This is a genomic window from Treponema berlinense (genome assembly GCF_900167025.1).
GTDB classification, from domain to species: domain Bacteria; phylum Spirochaetota; class Spirochaetia; order Treponematales; family Treponemataceae; genus Treponema_D; species Treponema_D berlinense.
Window position 1 is genome coordinate 137,375 of record NZ_FUXC01000003.1, and the last position, 17,026, is coordinate 154,400.

Genomic DNA, 17,026 nt, shown 5'->3' on the forward strand with positions numbered 1-17,026 from the left:
CCGGCCGGCTGTTGCGCAGTTCGCTTGCGCTCTAAGTCCTCGGCGCGCAATGGCGCGCCTGCGGTCTTTGTCGGCGCATTGTTAAAACAATCCGCCGACACTGCTCCATAGTCTGACGCAAAAAAACGTTAAAAAAAAACGATGCACAATTAAAAAAAATATGTTATACTGACGCTTGACAGAGAAATCCGGAGAGACATAATCTTGAACAGAACAGAACAGAACAGAACAGAACAGAACAGAACAGAACAGAACAGAACAGAACAGAACAGAACAGAAGATAATTCTCTCTAAAATACAATTTATTCAGTTATTAGAAGACCGTTATATTGCAACGTGCAAAATTTTGTGCGCCGCAGTATGACGGTCTTTTTTTATTTTAAATTAGTTTCATCTTATGGAGGAAGTTATGATGAAAAAATCGAGAATCTTTGCCGTGTTTGCGGCAATGGCAATAGAGCTTGTGTTTTTCGGCTGCAAAGAGGAAATCGAAACAGAGTATGTTGATAAAACTTACGCCGGGGCAGTAACATTTACCGCGGAAGACGCAGGAGAAGCCGGCGTAAAGGTAGCAATGGCAAGCAAGACGGAAGGTGCCGCAATCTATTACACGGCAGACGGAACTGAGCCGACAGAAAAAAGCGAAAAGTACACAGAGGCCGTAACGTTCGGCAAAGACACTGTATTAAAGGCTTTTGCAGTAAAAAAAGGCATAGAAAACAGCCCTGTTTCTGTGGCAAACGTTTCCATAAAGACAAAGACAATAACGGAAAAAGTCTATGTGTGCGCCAAGTGTCAAAAGGAATACGCCACGGCGCAAGAGGCGATCGACTGCTGTTCAGAAAAAACAGACACAACTGAAACCGCAAGTTTTAGTGTCGGTTCTGTTGTAAAAATTGACGGTCTGGACTACACCGTAGTTTCTAACACAATTACAGAAAATTCAGGCAGTGCGCGCAGTGTGGCTGCAGAGATTGGTGGCGCAGCGCTTACCACATTAAAAGCAATCGAAAAAACAAAAGAATATGCTGAAAAAACTTTCGGCAAAAATGTGCTTTTGATAAGAGTTGCAGGCAAGGTTGTTGTAAAGCATGGTACACTGCCGGAATTTACTGAGCTAAAAAAGAATATTGTGCCAGCTGTAATTCCAAATGGCTATTCAGAATCAGATTTTTTTGAAGAATCTAAAGAAACAACTCCGCATTACTTTTATAGTGATAATTTTCTGGTATTGGGAAAAGAAGATTTGACAGACAGACTTGGATTTATAAAGGAACAATGGCATTCAAAATACTATGCCAATTTTGTAGATTCAGAGAATAATTCTGTTGCTTTTGAAGATGCGCTAAAAGCTATGAACTTTGTCTTAATCAGAAATTACATGCCGAATGAGTTTAAAAGTTATGACAAAAATAATCTGCTGCTTAATTGTTATGCGTTTGATGAAAAACAGCAGCTTGTAGAATATTATGAGACTTGCAAAGAAAGTAATTATTATTCAGTTAATAAAACGGAAAATCCAAAACCTGCTTTTATAGTTAAAGACATCTATGAAAACAATGTAGTTAGAAAAAAAACATTTAATTTAATGGCGGTATATGGCAGCGAAGACACAAGCAGCGGTATAAAATATTCGATTTTCCCTTCAGGTGGCAATACAACTTATAAAGCTGTTATCAATGTGGGAAGTGATAAAAACGTTTATACAAAAACTATTCGTCCTTCTGAATTTGACGAAAACGGAAAGTACGAAGGTGGCAGCATAAACCTTGAAAGTGAAGATTATAAAACTAAGATTACAAAGAACGAAAATGCTACGCATTATGATGATGAAACGCTTCCGTACACTGCGGAAATACGTCAAAATATTCCAGTAGAGTTTGTCTTGAGCGATGATGGTACTGTTGATTTTGGAGAATCCGTTTACAACTGGGGCAAACGCTGGCGCGATGTAATTATTGAACAGAAGCCTGAGCAGGCTGCTGTTTATCCTTATTATTAAAACTTTATGCCGTCGTTTATGGCGGCAATTTTTTTTTGTGCGAGGGATTGGAAGGGCGCGCGGAGCGCGTTGCGCAGCAATGGAGCGCGTAAGGCGCGGAACCCTGCAAAGCCCGGTGCCGTTTTTACGGCACGCACCCATTATCGTTATATTTTGTCTATGTAACTTTTTTGCTTTTCGTGTTATTTTTTTATAATGAATAAAAAAATTTTTGGTTGCATATTTGTTTTTTTTGCGGGGCTTTGTGCTTTTGCAGATTTTAACAGGTTCAATATTCCCGATTCCGCTGAAATTCGGCGCACCAAGGCCGAGTCCTGGTTTTTTGGCGAGTTGGGCCAGCTTCGTGAGAAAAAATCAGAAATTGAAAAAAACGCTGTTGGTCAGGAATTCCAGATTAGAATGGAAGAAACTGATTCGACTTTTGCAGTTGTTGTTGCTCCAAAAACTTTGCTCGAAACTGAAATTTTTACGGAAAAAGGTGTAGAAAAACGGACTGTTGACAATTTTGCCGGGGATTCGTGCGGAGGCTGGGTTCTTGTAAAGGATTCAAAAACCTCAAAACCTCTTTTTTTGAGAATTTATTTTTCGCAAGACAGCGATGAATTTGTGCAGTTTGCGCCGTCTGGAGCAAAAACTCTGTCAGATTTTGTAATTTCCGGACTTTACGCTGCCCACTATGTTCCTTTAGGAATTCCGTTTGAAAAACTTTATACGCTCTCTTTTGAGCAGATTTTTTCTTTGACCGAAAATCTTCTTCCATGGAAATATGCTGACCGTCAGCAGGGACAGTTTGAATCAAAATTGCAGATGATCGCGGCAATTCGCAAAAATCTTGAAAGAGTTGTTTATTGTCCGGACAGTTGTTACGACGAAAATGGAAAACCGATTTTTATTTCGTCTGGCAAAGAGCGGAAAATTGATTTTGAAGAAATCGAAAAAATTTCTGGAAAAATCGAAAATCCTGTTGTTGTGGACGATGCTGGATTTTTAAAATGGATTTGCGACGGTCTTGTTGAACCTGTAACCGGAAGTTTTCTTTATCGAAATCCTCTTGTTATGCCGACTTCCGAAGAAAATAAAACTGGCAAAAAAAGCATAATTTCTCAAAATTACTATCTTTCTTTTTCGCTTGATTGGTGCAGAAACCTTGCAGCTGCGGCTCTTTCGGTAAAATCTCATAGAAATTATTTGTGGAAAGATTCTGGTGTTGACGTGACTCTTGAACCTTTTGCATCCGAAGTTACAGACCGCGGAATTACCCAGACTGCCGGCTATCTTAAAAATTCGGGGTATCAGATTGAAAAGCTAAAGCCTCTTCTTTTTGTGCTCGCTTCGACTGAACCGACTTACTGCTATCTTGCGGCAATAAAACGTCCTTTGCAGGACAAAAAACTGTCTGATTCTGAAATTTTCGCGTTCGACCGTTGCGCAGTTATTTTTCCGTTTTATGACAAAAACGGACGGTTTAACTGTGTGATTTTTGAAAATGGAAGGGAACTTACTTTTAAACAGTTCGCTGAAAAATATAAGGGAAGCTTTATTCATCTTTCCAGGGTTTTGACTGAAAATAATTTTTATTTGCAGTAGAAAATATTTTCTTGAAATAAGTGACTTTATGAAAAAATTGAAAAAAATTGAAAAAAAAATAATTTTTGGAGCGTTGTTTTGCGTTTTTACAGGAGCAGTTTCTTTTGCTCAAAGCGAATCTTCTCTGGCTTTTCAAATGCAAAATGCTTATGACAGCGGATTTTATCCGGGAGTTGTGCTTTATGCAGACCAGATTTTGAGTTCAGAGTCCAAATCTGTTTACGAAGCAAAAGCGATGGTTTTTAAGGGCGAAAGTCTTTTTAAAATGGGAAGAATAAAAGATTCTCTTGAAATTCTTTCTGCCGCCGAAAAATCTGCAAAAAATAGTCCTGAGCTTAATTCGGCCCGCTGTTTTTGGACTGGCCGCGGTCTTTTTGAATTGAATAAAAACGATGCCGCTTTGCCGTATTTTTATAAAAGCGCGGAAATCTTAAAAAATGCAGGACTGGAAAAAAAATCGGTTTATTCTCAGGCAATCTTGTATTCTGGAAAAACTCTTGTGCGCTTAAAAAAGTTTGAGACAGCAACAGAGTGTTTTGAATATGTTGTTCAAAACGGGAAAAATTTTTCGTCTGGAGAATATGAAGAAACGTGCGTAAATTTTTTTGAAAACTGTGTTCGCGCCGGAAATCCTAAAAAATGCGAAGAATATTTTATTCAGCTTGAAAAACTTGGACAAATTGAGAAAATTGATTTTTCGCAGGAAGCAAAATACAGAATTCTTCTTGCTTATGGCCAGGCTCTTGAAAATCTTGGAAAATTTTCTGACTGCTATGACTGTTATGTGAAAGTTTTGACAGAAGGGCCTTCAAGCCTTGCCGCCCTCGCAATGCAAAAAGCGTACCTTGTTTCTAGTGCCCATCAAAATCAAATCAAAAAAGATCCTGCCGAAGTTATCGAAAAGGCGGAACTATTAAAAAAAGAAAAACCGGAACTTGTCAGCGAATTTTGGACTAGGCTTGCAATCGATGCATTCAATTCAAAAAAATATGAAAAATCGCTTTCTTATTTTAAAAATGCCGAAAAAAATAATTCAGTTCAGCTAAAACAGCTTGCCTTGCTTTATTCTGCCGAAATAAATCTTTTGACTTCAAAAGAAGATCTAAAAACGGCTGCAAAAAATTCTTTGGAAATAATAAATTCCGGCTGGAATGAATGTGGTTTTGAAAAAGAAAAGTTTTATTATTCGGATGCGATTGCGGCAAAAACCAGGTATTTCGGGCTTTCTGAAGATTGGGAAAACTCCTTAAAAACCGCTCAATCCCAGATTTTGAAAGAAAATTCTTCCGCGGCAAAAAAAACTCTGGTTTATTGGGTGGCTCTTTCTGAATATTCCCTCAAAAATTATGAGGGGGCCTTGAATTTTTTAAATTCCGAAAACTATTCTGATGATGAATTTTTGTTTTTAAAAGCCAGAATTTTTGCAAAAATGGGAAAATCGTCTGACGCAGATTCAATTTTTTATGCGCTTGCAAAAAAAGGTTTTCTTGATAACGACGGAAGACTTGATTATATCCGCACGCTTTTAAATGCCGGACAATTGGTTTCTACGGTTGAGCAGGCAGAAAATGCGCACGGAAGCGAGTCAGATTACATGAAGGCTCTTGCGCTTTTTAACCAGAAAAACTGGCCGGAAGCGGAAAAATACTTTGAAAAATCGATTTCTGATAAAAAATTTGATTCAAAATATTCAAATCTGGCGAAATTTTATCTCGGATACAGTCAGTACCAGCTCGGAAAATACAAAAACGCCCTTGAAAATTTGGAAAGTTTTGTAAAAAACAGCGGGGAAAATGCCCTGAATTTCCAGGCTTTGGCAACAGCGGCAAAATGTGCCGCTCAAATTCAAAATTATCCGGAAGCGGAAAAAAATGCCAGAAACGCGCTTGCTTCTTCTAAAAATCAGGAGCAAAAAAATGAATCCGTGCTCTTGCTTGCAGGAATTTATTCAGATTCAAAAAAATACGACGAGGCTATAAAACTTTTAAAATCTTATTCTTCCGAAAAAAACAGTTTTGGCTTTGAATGCCGCTACTTGATGGCGCAGTTTTTTGTTCAAAACAAAAATTTTGCTCAGGCAGATAGAACTTATTCCGAGCTTTCAGAAGAAAAAAATGCCGGTTTACTTGCAGAAGAGTCTGCTTTCCGTCGCGGAGAACTTTTTTATGTAAACGAAAATTATGAAAAATCAGCCCAGCTTTTTGAATCTTACCTTAAAAAATATCAGTCTGGAAAATTTTATCCTGCGGCGCTTTACTTTGAAGCGGACAGCCTTTTAAAAATTGGCAGAACAGAAAAAGCATCGCTTTATTTTATGGAAATTGTCGAAAAGTCGGAAAATTCTTCCTATAAATATGATTCTGAAAAAAAACTGATTGAGATTTATCGTTCGCAGAAAAAATATTCACAAGCCTTAAAAATTGCAGATAAAATGCTCCTTGAATACGGAAATCAGGCGGAAAAAGACGGAGTTTCCAGCTTAAAACGGGAATTGCAGGCTTTGAATTCTGGAGCGGACAAGGAAATTTTTGAAAAAGAGCAGGAATATGAAAGTGCCGGCGGAAGCAAAACAAAAAATGGGCGAAAAATCGGCACTGAGCTTGCAAAAATTTATTTTGAAAAGCCACAGCAGAAAAAGGCGGAAAATCTTGCATGGGAACTTTTTGAAATTCAAAAGAATAACGGTGATGAAATTGAGCTTGCCGGAAAAAACGCTGTCTTGCTGGCAGATATTTTGAGGTCGCAGAATAAAAATGCCGAATCGGCAAATATGTTTTTGGCTGCGGCGGAATTTGGACGGAAATGCGGAAACAGCGAAATTGCCGAACGTTCACTTTACGGTGCGGCAGAAGCGTTTGATGCGGCTGGCAAAAAGGCAGATGCCCTTTCTACGGCAAGAACCCTTATAAATCTGTACCCAAAAAGTCAGTACGCTGCCGATGTTCAGAGAATTGTAAATCTTAATGAAAACTGATTTAGCAAGCTAAATTCTTGCTAAAAAAATAACCGAATTTAACTGATGAGAGGTTTTTTGAAAAAAAATGAAAAAGATATTTTTAATTTTGGCAGCATGTTTTTGCGGAACGTTTGTTTTTGCGCAGACAGAAGGAGAAGTTCAGTCTTCAGAAAACGAAATCGAACTTCCAGACGTGACAACTGTAATTTCCGGAGGAGCGTTGACGGCTGGAAAAGACAGTGTTCCAGATTATAAAAAAATTCTTCCAGATAAAAATACCGGCAGCCTTGAATTGCCGGAAATGGAAAGTGTCCAGAAAAAAGAGCAGGTTTCGCAGCAGTACGTTCAAAATTCTTCTGACGAAAAAAATGTCTATGCCCAAGGCAGCATTGGCGGCGGTTTTCCGTTCAGTTTTGCCGGCGATTTTGATATTTACCGAATGAGCGGAAATTCACCTTTTAAGGTTTCGTTTTTTCACAAAAATGCAGAAGATTTTGCGGATAAAAAAGCTGCCGACGGTTATTTTTTTAGAAAAACTGGAATTGAAGCGGAAAAAAAATTCTTGAACGAAAAGTCGGAATTCATTTTTTCTGGCTGGTACAAAAATCAAAATGAAGGTTTGCAGTCAAAATCTCCAGTTTTTACGGATTATCTTTGGAACGACATTGGCGGAAAAATGTCGGCAAAATGGTCTTTAAAAAATGGCTGGTACATTCAGCTTGGAGGAAACGGCTCTTATTTTAATCGTTATGGAACAAAATCAGCCTCTGATTCAGTTTTTGAAAGCGAATGGGAAAAAAGTTCAAAATATTTTTCGTTTGTTCCTCAATTTTCGGCAGGCTGGAAAAATTCAATGTTTGATGTAAATTTCCTCGCAAAATACGAAACCCAGCTCAACGTAAAAGAAACAGACTCTCTCGAAAAAGCGCCTGAGGCTTCGAGCGCGGAAGCTGTTCACAAGGGCGAATTCAGACTGAATTTTGACTGGACGGACGAAAATGTAAAAGTTTATGCTTCTGCCGGTGTGATTGCGGGAAATTCCATTGGAAAGCAAAATGTCCTGTTTCCGTTTTTGCTCGGTGGAAAAGCTGAAATTCCATACGGACTTTCTTTTAGACCGCTTTGTCTGAAAATTGAAGGCGGACTTGATTCTGTTTTGGAATTTGCCGGAAATCTTGAGCAAAAGTATCTATTTGCAGCGCTTTACTGTCTTTCTTCCGAGCAGAGCGACTGGTATGGACAAATTTCGGCTTCGGTTCCTGTTCAGGATTTTTTCAGCGTAAATTTGAGCGGAGAATTCAGAAAAACTGTTTTTGATAACGGAGTTTGGACTCCAGATTACAAGACTTCTCCGTCGTCAGCAGGTTTTTACGTTATAAAGCAGGAAAATCGGACTGAATTAAAATCGGTTGCCGAACTTTCAGCGGATTTTGAAAAATTAAAGTTTTCAGGCTCATGGAAGTCTTACTGGCTCGATGTTCCGTCTTACGAAGATGAACAGAGTTTGACGGCTTCTGTTATTTTTGAGCCGGACAATTTGTGGAATTTAAAGGCTTCCATTACCAAAAATCTCGGAGACGATGCTGAAAAAGTGCCGGTTCTTGATTTTTCTGGTTCTGTCAGAGCCTCAAATTCAATTCGCCTTGCTCTCGAAGCAACAGATATTATAAAATTGGTTACCGTAAAGACGAGGGCTTTTGCCCACAGTCAATACAAACAGAATTGCGGACATATAACTGCACTTGTAAAATTTCAATTTTAGAAAATAAAATGGGGGAAAATAAAAAATGTTTAGTTTAATAAAATCCGGCGGAATTTTGATGATTCCGATTATTCTCTGTGGAATTGCCGCAACTTACATTATTATCGAACGCCTTCTTTACTTTAAGAATTTACGCAAAAACGATTCACTTTTAAAACTTCAGTTGATTGCGGTTTTGCTCAAAAAAGATTACGAAGCTGCTACGGCGCTATGCGTTGCCTGCGAAACTCCATTTTCCCAGGTTGTTCAAAAGGCGATTTCTGTCCGGAACCTTGAAGACAAGTATTTAAAAGAAATTGTTGAAACCGAAATGGAGGCTGTAATTCCGCAGTACGAACATTGTCTTACACTTCTTGGAACAATTGCAAATATTTCCACCTTGCTCGGTCTTTTTGGAACTGTAACCGGAAACATCAAGGCTTTTGGCGTTCTTGGCGCTGGAGCGAGCATGGGAAATCCTGCTGTTTTGGCAGGAGCAATCGCCGAAGCTCTTGTGACGACGGCAGCCGGTCTTTTTGTTGCAATTCCTTCAATGATTTTTTCAAATTATTTTACGCGTCTTGTAAACAAAGAGATCGTGATTCTTGAATCTTCTGTAACGGAAGTAGTCTTAAAATTGACAGGACATTTGCTTTAATGAAAATACGAAGAAGAAGAGGTGTTTCTGCTGGCGCGGATTTAACACCGATGATTGATGTTGTTTTTCAGTTAATTCTGTTTTTCCTTGTTTCTACGACATTTGCCGTTTTGCCTGCAATCAATGTAAATCTTCCTGAAAGCGAAACTTCTCAAGCTCAGTCAATTGCTGGAATTACAATTACAGCCACTGCCACAGGAAAACTGTTTTTTAATGACGAAAAAATTACAATTCAATCCATGGACAAAAAACTTAAAAATTTTGACACCGAAGGAAAAAAGCGTGAAGAATATCCTGTAACGCTTGAAGCCGACGAAAAAGTGACGAATGGAACAATTGTAAAAATTTTTGATGTTTTACGGAAAAATGGATTTGTTTCGGTGAATTTAAGGACGACTGACTAAATGACAAGACTGCAAAAAAAAAGAAATTTGTATGCTTTGACAGGAACTGCCGGCATTTGGATTTTTATTTGCATTTTATTTTCTCTTTTTGCGCTGTTGCCTCAAAAGCAGGTTTATAAAACTGTAAAAATTACACTTTCCGAAACTTCAACTCCAAAAATTACAGAAAAAAAACAGGAAGCAGCCCCTCCAAAACCTCAAAATCAGGAAATAAAAAAACAATCGCAGTCAAAACCTCAGCCCGAACAAAAAGCATCTGCTCAAAAACCGTCAAAACCTGTTTCTGAAAAAAAAACTGAGACAAAACAAAATATCGCATCAAAAAAATCCTCTGTTTCCGAAAAACCTGCCGTTCAAACCTTGCAAAAAAGCGTAGACGAACTTATGGCGGAGCAGCGGACAAAAAAAACGCCGGCAAAAAAAGAATTTGACTGGAGCCAGTTTGATGATGAGGCGGTGGAAAATGTTTCTGAAAATTCCAGCGTGCCAGTTACAGCAAACAGCTCAAAGGCTGATGTTTTTGAAGGAACTGCCGGAAAAGCTGTCGACAAGGATTCTGCCGTTTTTGCCGGAAGCAAGACCGAAACCGCTGGTTCTGCCTCAGATTCAACTTCTGCTGCGCTTAAAAAAATTTCTTCTGCGGTTTACAGCGCAAATTTCGGTAACGGCGTTACTGCAAGTTCTACCGTAAAAAGTGCAAGCGCTCCAAACGGAAAAATCGCCCTTCTTATGAACGATGGAAGTTCTAGAACTTTGCTGGAGCCTGCAAAGCCGGTAATTGCGCTTTCGGAAGCCGCATCGGCGACAATTGATACGACAAAAAATCTTACGGTAAGATTTACTGTTCTTGCAAACGGACATGTCGATTTAAACAGCATAAAAATCACTCCAGGAGCGATTATAACATCTCTCGTTCAAAATGAAATTTCGACACAAATTTCTACATGGCGTTTTAATCAGGATACTTCTTCGGCAACTGCAAGTTTTCCGTATAAAATCGAAAAAAGATAATTTTTTCGGATTGTTCAATATTTTGCTTTTGTTTATAATCGAAGAATGTTAGATGGAATCTCTGCTGTAGCATTTGATATTGACGGAACTCTTTATTCTTCTCCTCAGTTTTACGTGCGGATAATTCCATATTTTCTGAAAAATTTTGCTTTTTACTTAAAATACAATAAAGTCCGGAAAATCTTGCATCACACTGCGCCATTGCCGGATTTTTATGAATATCAGGCACGGCTTTTTTCGGAATTGACCGGACTTTCGGTTCCCGAATCAAAGAAAAAAATTCAAGAAATTGTCTACGACGGACTTATTCCATATTTTAAGAAAATAAAAACTTTTAAATATGTTGAAGAATCTTTCAAAAAAATAAAAGAAGCCGGTTACAAAATTGCAATTTTGTCGGATTTTCCTCCGGAGCAGAAGGGCGATTTGTGGGGTCTTTCTTCTTACTGCGACGTAATTTTGGGAACAGAACGTCTTGGAGCCTTAAAACCTTCAATTTTTCCATTCGGAATTCTTGCAAATGAACTTGGCTTAAAGCCGGAGCAGATTCTTTACGTTGGAAATTCCATAAAATATGATGTCCGCGGTTCAAAAAACGCTGGAATGTTGAGCGCTTACATAATGCCGTTTTGGCGGAAAATTTTTCACTGTCCTTTAAAATCTGCTGATATAAATTTTTCAAACTATCGTCAATTGACAGAAATTGTGATAAAATAATTCTATGGAATTCTCTAAAAATTTGCTGATGCGGTTTTTAGAAATTCCCAAAAATCTTTTCCATAAAATAAATTATTCAGCTTTGACCGCAATTTTGTGCGGTTTTGAGCATTAAAACTTTTAAGATTAAAAAAAAGTCTGTTTTTGGGTGGGTAAAAATGACTCTTCTTGCAATTCTTATTTCTACGGCTGTCGCTGTTGCTGTTGTCTTTGTTTTACATTCGTTGGACAGAGAAAACAATTCAATGAACAAAGTAAAACATTATGCGGATTCCCGTATCAACCAGCTTGATGAATATTTTAAGGAACAAACTTCAAAGTTGAACGGACTTTCCGCTGAATGGGACGCACATCATACTTCTGCGGCTGCTGCTGTAAAACGAATTGAAAAACAGATTGCGGATTTTCAAAATATAAGCCAGAATTTTGACGGCCAGTTTGATGCGGTTACGAACATTGCAAAAAAAGTCGATGCCTACGGAAAAGCCATTCACGAACTTATGGAAATGACTGACCGTGTTGAAGAAAATCTTCAGGCGGTAAAAAAAGAAAGCGTGATTGTTGAAAAACTCAATGCAAAAATCGAGTCTGGAAAAAAATCCGTTGAGGATTTAGAGAAAAAAATTCCGCAGATTATTACAGAGTTCAGGACAAAGAATAATGACAGCCTTAAAGTCCTTGGCGCTGACATGCTTACAAAATTCAACGACAAGGCTTCTCAAATTGAAAAAAATGTTCAGGCTGCGTCGGCTCACTCAGAGCAGATTCTTGATAAAATTGAAAAAGGAATAAAATCTGCTTACGACAATGCGGCTCAAAAAGCGCAAAATCTCGAGGATGCGGCATTCAAAAAACTTGCAGAGCAGGCAAAGGTTAGAGCGGATTCATTTATAAAAAGCGTAAATGAACGCACAGAAGAACTTTCAAAACAGCAGACTTTAAAGATTTCAGAAATTCAAAAATCCCTCGAGCAGAGAAATTCTGCGTTTGTAGCTTCAATAAACGAAAAAACTGAAATTCTTGAAGGCGAGTTTAGAAAAAAAACAGGAGAATTTTCTTCAAGTTTGAGCGTAAAAACCGAAAATCTTTCAAAATCGCTTGAGTCAAAAGTTGCGGCCCTCGAAAATTTGTTCCAGCAGCAGGTTGCTTCTTTTGACGAACAGATAAAGACTTTTGCTCAAAACACAAGCCAGACGGTTGAAGAAATCAAGTCCGAATCAGAAAGCAACGAAAAAAATCTTAAAAATCTCCGTGAAATTTTTGAAAAACAGACTTCAGAAATTCGTTCACGATATGGAAATTTGTACGAAAAATCGGTTACCGATGCGGACGAAAAAGAACAGGCGGCTTTTGTCCGTTTTCAGGAAATTGCAGAAAAGCACCTTAATACTTACAAAGCGACCGTCGAAGAAAAAATCAATGCAATCGAAAAAAATGTAAATTCTCGCGTTTCTGCCTTGAATCAGGAATTGAATGCTGCGGTTGAACAGATTCAAAAATCAATGTCTGACAGTCAGACGGGAGCGGCCGCAACTGCTCAGACGATTAAAAATGCGGCTGAAGAGGCAAATGAAAAACTCAAAGGTTTCCAGTCTCAGGCAGACGAAAAAATTGCCAGTATTAACAAAATGCTCAGCGACACTATGACGCGCATTTCTTCGGCATACGACGTAAAGCAAACGGAACTTCTGGCAAATGTTGACAAGCAGCTTGAAGAATACCGCAACAACATGGAATACCGCTTTAACAAACTGCAAACGACGGCAAGCGACATTGATACTTTGGAAAACAATCTCAGAACAGCGCTTGAACGTACTCAAAATTCAGTTGTTTCCGACTTTAACCAGTTCTCAAAAGCTCAGAAAGACCAGCAGTCTCAATTTGAATCAGCAATCAAACGAAATAATGAAGAAATTACCTCTCAAATTGAAAATCTTGAAAAAAATCTCGATTCAATAAAAGCGACTGCAAGCGACAACGTAAGTGCGACACTTGCCGATTTTGAGGTAAAATTTGGCGACGACTTAAAAAAACGCGGAGATTCGATTACAGAAGATTTGAATTCATGGAAAAACAGCATGGACTCAAAACTTGCCGTCCTCAGCTCCGAATATGAAAGTTCAAGACGCGAAATTGAAAATCAGCACAACGAAGAATTAAAAAATCAGCTTTCCGAAATTTCTGCAAAAAATCAGAGCCAGTTGCAGAATGTGCAGATAGGAATTGAAAATTCTGTTCAGTCTTTGCGTGCCAGAATTGACGAGATCGACCAGTCTGTAAAAAATTACACGGAAGAAAGCCGGACAAAACTGCACGAAGCGACAGAAGGCCAGGGCAATTTTGTAAAAACTTCGCTCGACGCATATGCTCAGCGAATGGACGGTCAGCTTGAAAAAGCCGAAAAAGATATTCAATCAAGACTTATGGAACTTGCAGAAACTGTAAAAGCCCATGCAGACACAAACCAAAATGGAATTGATGCTATGCTTGGTGAATTCAATGTTTGGCGAGGCCAGTTAAAAAATCAGTTTGATCAGGCAAAAACTATGTTCAGTGACCAGCTGAACGGCGTAAAGGAAAGTTCCGAACAAAAAATTTCTGCTTTTAAAGATGATTTGAATCAAAATATTGAAAGTTTCAGGACGGAAACAAAAAACGAACAGCTTGAACTTAGCCAGACGATTGAGAATCTGAAAAAAGATGTCGAAGATTCAATTTCTTCATATAAAGAGCGTTCCGAATCTATTGTCGCGCAGATGAATAAATCTTACGAGGATATGCTCAACGAAACTCAGCGCCGTGTAAAAGAGCAGAGCGCAGATTCTGAAAAGGTTCTGAGGGAACTTCGTACTAAAATTCAGGAAGCAAACGAGGCCAACGACACTCATCAGGCGGAGCTCGTAATGAGAATGCAGAACGATGCCGCTGATTTGCAAACCCGAATGAGCGAAATCGACCGCGAAGTAAAAGCCTTCTCGACACAGATGCAGGTTTATCAAAAAGCGGATCAATTAAAAGCTCAGCTTGAATCGGAACTTGACGAACTCAAAAACGAAATTACCCGTGTAGAAAATTTTCAGACGACCGTAAATGAACTGTCTGCAAGTTTTAATTCAATTCAAAATATGAATGATGACGTCAATTCAAAACTTCAGAAATTTAATAGCGAAAAAGTTAGAATTGATGGAATTGAAAAGAATTTTGCAAAACTTGTCGAATTGAGTTCGACAATGGATCAAAAAATCGAAGAACTAAATTCGACGAGCGACCAGCTCACTTCGATTCAACTTGACGTCAGAAAATTTCAGGAAACCCTCGGAGATATTTCCAACCGTTACGACCGTCTGGAAACAAAGGGCAGCCAAATCGAAGCAATTGCCGGAGAAGTTGATAAGACTTTTGACCAGCTCAAATCGCTGGAACTTCGTCTTAACGATGCAAATAGGCACGTAGACAGTTTCCCTCGACAGATTGAAGATGTTCAGAAAAATATTGACAGTCTTGTCAGCAACCGTTCAAAAATCAGCGATGCAGTTGAGCAATTGTCATCTTTACAGAATATCTTGACCGAAACCGAAGAACGTGTAAAACAGGTTCAGACAGGACGTGAAGGAATTGCCCGTACAGAAACAAGGCTTCACACACTCGAAACTGAAATTGACCAAAAAATGAACCTCCTTCTTGAAATTACAAAACAGGATTTAAAAGAGAATCCAATGGAAAAAGAAGAGGGAATTTCGCTGGCGTTGAGAGAATCGGTAATTTCTTTGCACAGAAAGGGCTGGTCAAACGAAGAGATTGCCAAACGGCTTAAGCGCAGTGTAGGCGAAATCGACCTTCTTGTCGAAGGCAACGGTTTTTTGAATTAAAAAATATTACTTAAAAGGTGAATTTATAGCGGACACAAAAAAGTGCCCGCTTTTTTTATTACAGCCCGTAAGAGCGGTGCAGAATCCAGATTATTTAGAAAGAAGGCAGGTAGCCCAGACTTCTACGGCTCGGCTTTGTCCTACATCTCCCAGTTTTTCTCCTGTTTTTGCTTTTACAAAAACTTGATTTTTTTTAACCTGGAGAATTTTTGCAATCGAATCGATAACTTCCTGTCTGCGTGGGAGAAATTTTGGTTTTTCGAGGGCAATTACACAGTCAAGATTTTCGAGTTTCCATCCTTCCTGCGTAATTTTATTCCAAACAGTTCCTAAAAGCATTCTTGAATCCGCGTCTTTCCATTTTGGATCGCTCGGAGGAAAAAAAGAACCAATGTCGCCCATTCCGCAGGCTCCAAGGAGAGCGTCTGTAATTGCGTGCAAAAGAACGTCGCCGTCAGAATGTCCGTCTTCGCCAAGTTCGCTGTCAAATTTTATGCCGCCAAGCATAAGAGCGCGCCCGGCAACAAGCGCATGTTTGTCGTAGCCAAGACCTGTCCGAATCATTTTGTTTCCTTTGTTTGTTTCGTTTGATTTTTTTGCATTTATTTCCGGCTCTGTAAAAAAATCTTCTCTATATGTAATTTTTTTATTTTTAATGTCACCGTCTATGATTTTTACCTTTCCTTCAGGAACAAATAAATCCCAAATCTCAGTGTCGTCTGTGTATTCTTTTTTTGTTTTTTGGGCTTTTTTGTGCGCTTCGACAAGTTCATTCAGCATAAAAACCTGCGGAGTTTGAACAGCCGTTAATTGACTTCGTACCAAATGCCTTTTTATAAAGCCATTTTTATCGATTTCGTTCTGAGTGTCTGTAGGTTGAATTCCTGGAGCAGAGGCGCTGTATTTTTGAACTGCGGCAAAAGTTGAATTGATTATTTTTTCTGAAACAAAAGGCCGTGCGCCGTCGTGTATAAATACAACTGGGTTTGAATTTGGAAAATTCGCTTTTATTTTCAGCAGGGCGTTAAAAACGCTGGACTGTCTGCTTGCTCCTCCTGGAACAAAAATAAATTCCGTATTGTTTGCAATTTTATTAAACTCTTTATCTTCAAAAAGAGCGTTTTTGCATTTTTCTTCTGCGGATTTTAAAAGTTCCGGATTTTCTTGATTTGGAAAAGTTACAGCCACAACAGAAAATGGCAAAGTTCTTAAAAAAGCCTTTACAGCGGTAGAAAGTACGGTTCCAGATTCAAGAGGAAGATATTCTTTTTTTATGCCGCCCATTCGGCTTGAAGAACCGGCAGCAACAACAATCAGTGCCAGTTCTTCGTTTGAGCGGTTAGTCTTCGTCATCATCTCCGTTGTCGTCTGAATCAGAATTGTCAGATTCGTCGGAATCGTCAGAGTCATCATCGTCGTTCATAGAACTTGAAGAGCCTCCGAGTTCATCGCCAAATTCGTCGTCGTCATCGTCGTCGTCAATCTGAATCGCTTTCTTTTCGTGAAGAGCATTTAGCGGTTCGAGTTTTGCATGGAGCATAGATTCAACTTCTTTTGATGAAATTCCAAGCGCAATTGCAATTTCGTCTGCCAAAAGCTTGCGTGCGGTATCGTAAAGTTTGCGTTCCTGAATCGGCAATTCTTTTACCTTTGAGCGGTGATAAAGAGTGCGGACAATATTTGTAATATCTTCAATGCTTCCTTTTTTGAGGAGGTTCAAGTTGTCCTGATAGCGCTGTTTCCAGTCAGAAGTGACAGATTCTACCGGCTGACCTAAAAGTTCAAGTGATTTTTGAGCATCGTCAGCAGAAACAATTTTTCTAAGTCCAAGTTTTTCAGAATTTGCAACCGGAACCATTACAATCATATCCGAAACTTCAAGATAAATTCTGTAATACTGAACGGTCGAGTCGCCGTTTTTTCTTTCAAAAATTTCTTTGATTTCACCAACACCCTGTGAAGGGTAAACTATTTTTTCATTAAGAGAAAATTGTGTACTCATAGTAAACTATTATATCACAAAATTTTATAAAATGGAACATCAAAAAAAATCAGTTTTTGGCAAAACTCAACTCAAAACT

At 38.7% G+C, this 17,026-nt stretch carries 11 protein-coding genes; 9 read left to right on the forward strand and 2 right to left on the reverse strand.

Annotated features, from left to right (window positions below):
• Window positions 1–409 precede the first annotated feature (409 nt).
• The 9 genes from B5D47_RS04075 (at window position 410) to B5D47_RS04115 (ending at window position 14,945) form a co-directional block, all read left to right on the forward strand.
• On the forward strand, window positions 410–2,002 hold the full coding sequence (locus B5D47_RS04075; protein WP_200806544.1) for a chitobiase/beta-hexosaminidase C-terminal domain-containing protein: 1,593 nt from the start codon (window positions 410–412) through the stop codon (window positions 2,000–2,002).
• 195 nt (window positions 2,003–2,197) lie between these two features.
• Window positions 2,198–3,589 (forward strand): hypothetical protein, encoded by a 1,392-nt coding sequence (locus tag B5D47_RS04080; RefSeq protein ID WP_078930556.1) that lies wholly within the window; start codon window positions 2,198–2,200, stop codon window positions 3,587–3,589.
• A gap of 28 nt (window positions 3,590–3,617) precedes the next feature.
• Entirely contained in the window at window positions 3,618–6,563 is a 2,946-nt protein-coding gene (locus B5D47_RS04085; protein ID WP_078930557.1) for a tetratricopeptide repeat protein, read from the forward strand.
• Between the two features lie 67 nt (window positions 6,564–6,630).
• Window positions 6,631–8,307 carry a hypothetical protein gene (locus B5D47_RS04090; protein WP_078930558.1) on the forward strand — a complete coding sequence of 559 codons (1,677 nt, stop codon included), beginning with the start codon at window positions 6,631–6,633 and terminating at the stop codon, window positions 8,305–8,307.
• A gap of 25 nt (window positions 8,308–8,332) precedes the next feature.
• A complete protein-coding gene (locus B5D47_RS04095; protein ID WP_078930559.1) occupies window positions 8,333–8,944 on the forward strand; it encodes a MotA/TolQ/ExbB proton channel family protein in 612 nt (203 codons plus the stop codon).
• Window positions 8,944–9,348 carry an ExbD/TolR family protein gene (locus B5D47_RS04100; protein WP_078930560.1) on the forward strand — a complete coding sequence of 135 codons (405 nt, stop codon included), beginning with the start codon at window positions 8,944–8,946 and terminating at the stop codon, window positions 9,346–9,348. Before B5D47_RS04095 ends, B5D47_RS04100 begins: the two co-directional genes overlap by 1 nt.
• Window positions 9,349–10,359 carry a hypothetical protein gene (locus B5D47_RS04105; RefSeq protein ID WP_078930561.1) on the forward strand — a complete coding sequence of 337 codons (1,011 nt, stop codon included), beginning with the start codon at window positions 9,349–9,351 and terminating at the stop codon, window positions 10,357–10,359.
• Window positions 10,360–10,404: 45 nt separating this feature from the next.
• Entirely contained in the window at window positions 10,405–11,076 is a 672-nt protein-coding gene (locus tag B5D47_RS04110) for an HAD family hydrolase (RefSeq protein WP_078930562.1), read from the forward strand.
• Between the two features lie 158 nt (window positions 11,077–11,234).
• On the forward strand, window positions 11,235–14,945 hold the full coding sequence (locus B5D47_RS04115; RefSeq protein ID WP_143592603.1) for a SpiroCoCo family coiled-coil protein: 3,711 nt from the start codon (window positions 11,235–11,237) through the stop codon (window positions 14,943–14,945).
• 90 nt (window positions 14,946–15,035) lie between these two features.
• Here the strand turns inward: B5D47_RS04115 and ispF are convergent, their stop codons facing one another.
• Both ispF and B5D47_RS04125 read right to left on the reverse strand, forming a co-directional pair.
• Window positions 15,036–16,358 carry a 2-C-methyl-D-erythritol 2,4-cyclodiphosphate synthase gene (ispF, locus tag B5D47_RS04120; RefSeq protein ID WP_234969891.1) on the reverse strand — a complete coding sequence of 441 codons (1,323 nt, stop codon included), beginning with the start codon at window positions 16,356–16,358 and terminating at the stop codon, window positions 15,036–15,038.
• Window positions 16,285–16,947, reverse strand: a complete 663-nt coding sequence (locus B5D47_RS04125) for a CarD family transcriptional regulator (RefSeq protein ID WP_078930565.1) — start codon at window positions 16,945–16,947, stop codon at window positions 16,285–16,287. The genes ispF and B5D47_RS04125 overlap by 74 nt, the downstream gene beginning before the upstream one ends.
• Between the last annotated feature and the right edge of the window lie 79 nt (window positions 16,948–17,026).